The sequence below is a fragment of the Halomonas cibimaris genome (assembly GCF_039537045.1).
In the GTDB taxonomy this organism is placed as follows: domain Bacteria; phylum Pseudomonadota; class Gammaproteobacteria; order Pseudomonadales; family Halomonadaceae; genus Vreelandella; species Vreelandella cibimaris.
This window is the reverse complement of record NZ_BAAAZT010000042.1, coordinates 1-2,126: the sequence shown is the minus strand read 5'-3', so window position 1 is coordinate 2,126 and position 2,126 is coordinate 1. Positions and strand designations below refer to the sequence as shown.

3 protein-coding genes are annotated in these 2,126 nt (G+C 55.2%); all 3 read left to right on the top strand.

The annotated features are described in order from the left end of the window. Positions 1–94: 94 nt before the first annotated feature. Genes ABD654_RS05655 through cas6f form a run of 3 tightly spaced genes read left to right on the top strand, consistent with a single transcriptional unit; the run spans position 95 to position 2,059 of the window. On the top strand, positions 95–451 hold the full coding sequence (locus ABD654_RS05655) for a type I-F CRISPR-associated protein Csy2 (protein ID WP_344703133.1): 357 nt from the start codon (positions 95–97) through the stop codon (positions 449–451). 15 nt (positions 452–466) lie between these two features. Continuing rightward, entirely contained in the window at positions 467–1,501 is a 1,035-nt protein-coding gene (csy3, locus tag ABD654_RS05650; RefSeq protein WP_344703132.1) for a type I-F CRISPR-associated protein Csy3, read from the top strand. A gap of 6 nt (positions 1,502–1,507) precedes the next feature. Next, on the top strand, positions 1,508–2,059 hold the full coding sequence (cas6f, locus tag ABD654_RS05645; RefSeq protein WP_344703130.1) for a type I-F CRISPR-associated endoribonuclease Cas6/Csy4: 552 nt from the start codon (positions 1,508–1,510) through the stop codon (positions 2,057–2,059). The last annotated feature ends 67 nt before the right edge of the window (positions 2,060–2,126 follow it).

Sequence of the window (2,126 nt, the reverse complement as noted above, 5' to 3'; positions counted from 1 at the left end):
GCCTGGCGGCGCACACGGCGCTGGAGCAACTGTTTGCCGGTGAGGTGCCTGCCTTCATGCGAGAGGACGAGCTGGATCAGGCAGCATGAGCTAAATAGTTACGCTGGATCTTTCACGCTTGAACTGGGAGTGCCATCAAACTGTTACCGAGAGCACAGATGGCAAGGAAAAGGTTGAAGTGGAATGGCGAGTGCGTAAAAAGCCCGGCTGGCTGGTACCGCTGCCCGTAGGCTACGGCGCGTTGACCGAAGTTTTTGGGCCTGGAGAGGTCGTCAGCGCCCGAGATGAAACGACGCCATTTTGCTTTGTAGAAAGTCTGTATTCCATCGGCCAGTGGTGCAGCCCGCACCACTTGCAGTCACCGAGTGAACTGCTTTGGTATGTGGACAACGATATGGAAAAAGGCGTGTATCGCCTGAATAACGACTACCAGCGCAGTGCGTGCGCTTAACGCAAGGAGCTTATCATGGCTAAAAAAGACACGGCCCTCAAAACCGCCTCCGTTCTCGCTTTCGAACGTAAACTCGATCCGTCCGACGCGCTGATGTACGCCGTTCGCTGGGAGCAGCGCCATGACGCTGACGCACAGCCCATTGCCGTGCGCGAAAAATCGGTACGCGGCACCATTTCCAATCGCCTCAAAGCAAAAGAGCAAGACCCGGCCAAGCTGGATGCGCAAATAGAAAATCCCAACCTGCAAACGGTAGACGTAGCTACGCTGCCTCACGACGCCGATACGCTGAAAACATGCTTTACCCTGCGTGTACTGGGCGGCGCCGGTGTGCCATCGGCCTGCAACAACGCCGAATACCAGGATAAACTTAAAGAAGTTGTCGGCGGATACGTAGAGCAAAACGGTTTTGCCGAATTGGCGCGACGTTATGCCTACAACCTCGCTAACGGCCGCTTTTTGTGGCGCAGCCGTGTAGGAGCGGAAGCGGTTGAAGTTCAGGTGCGTAAATTGGAGCAGGGCAACACCGCCAAGACATGGACGTTTGACGCGCTAGCACTTTCACTGCGCGATTTTTCACCCAACGGCGCGGATCAAGAGCTTGGTGAACTGGCTGATAGCATCAGCCGTGGCCTGAACGATGAAGGGCTCGTATTGCTTGAGGTAACCGCGTACGCGCGAGTTGGCGCAGGCCAGGAAGTGTTTCCCTCGCAGGAGCTGATTTTGGACCGCGGTCGCGGCGATAAAAGCAAAACGCTCTATCAAATCGATAATATCGCCGGTATTCACTCGCAAAAACTGGGCAACGCCATCCGTACCGTTGATACCTGGTACCCGCAGGAAGCCAAAGACGATCTGGGCCCCATTGCCGTTGAGCCCTACGGCTCTGTGACTACTCAAGGCAAAGCCTATCGCCAACCCAAACAGAAAGTCGACTTCTATAACCTGTTGGATAACTGGCTACTCAAAGACCAAGTGCCGGAAACCGAGCAGCAGCATTTTGTCATGGCGACGCTGATTCGCGGCGGCGTGTTTGGCGAGGCGGGGTAACACGGTATGACCCACTACATGGATATACGCCTGCGACCGGATCCAGAGTTCCCCGAGGTGTTTTTACTAAGGGCCCTGTACAGCAAGCTGCACCGTGTCCTGTTCGATCTGGATGCCAATGATATTGGCGTCAGTTTCCCGCAGCACCGTGTCGGTGTGAAAGCGCGCACGATGGGCAACCACCTGCGGCTGCACGGCTCACGTGAACGGCTGGAAAAGCTTGCGCAGACCGGCTGGCTCAATGGAATGCGCGATCACGTTATGGTCAGTGATATCGCGCAGGTGCCTGAAAGTGCGCGCCATGTCGTCGTCAGGCGACGCCAGTTTAATACCGGCAGTGAAAGCCGCGCCAAACGCTATGCCAAGCGGCATGGTATTAGCATGGAAGAAGCGCGCACGTTGTATCAAAAGCCCGCTGCCCGTCGCATTGAACTGCCATACGTGCAGTTTAATAGCCGTTCAACCCAAGAGCAGTTTTGCCTGTTTATCGAGCACGGCAAGCCCAAAGAAACATCCGTTGAAGGAACATTCAATCACTATGGCCTTAGGGCCTGTTGACGTTTGATGACAGGAAGATTTGGCAGGATAGAGGCAAGCTCGCAGAATAAAGGTTCCTACGCCAACA

Coding starts and splice junctions, on each gene's coding strand:
- csy3 (WP_344703132.1), top strand. CDS start 467: ATGGCTAAAAAAGACACGGCCCTCAAAACCGCCTCCGTTCTCGCTTTC.
- cas6f (WP_344703130.1), top strand. CDS start 1,508: ATGACCCACTACATGGATATACGCCTGCGACCGGATCCAGAGTTCCCC.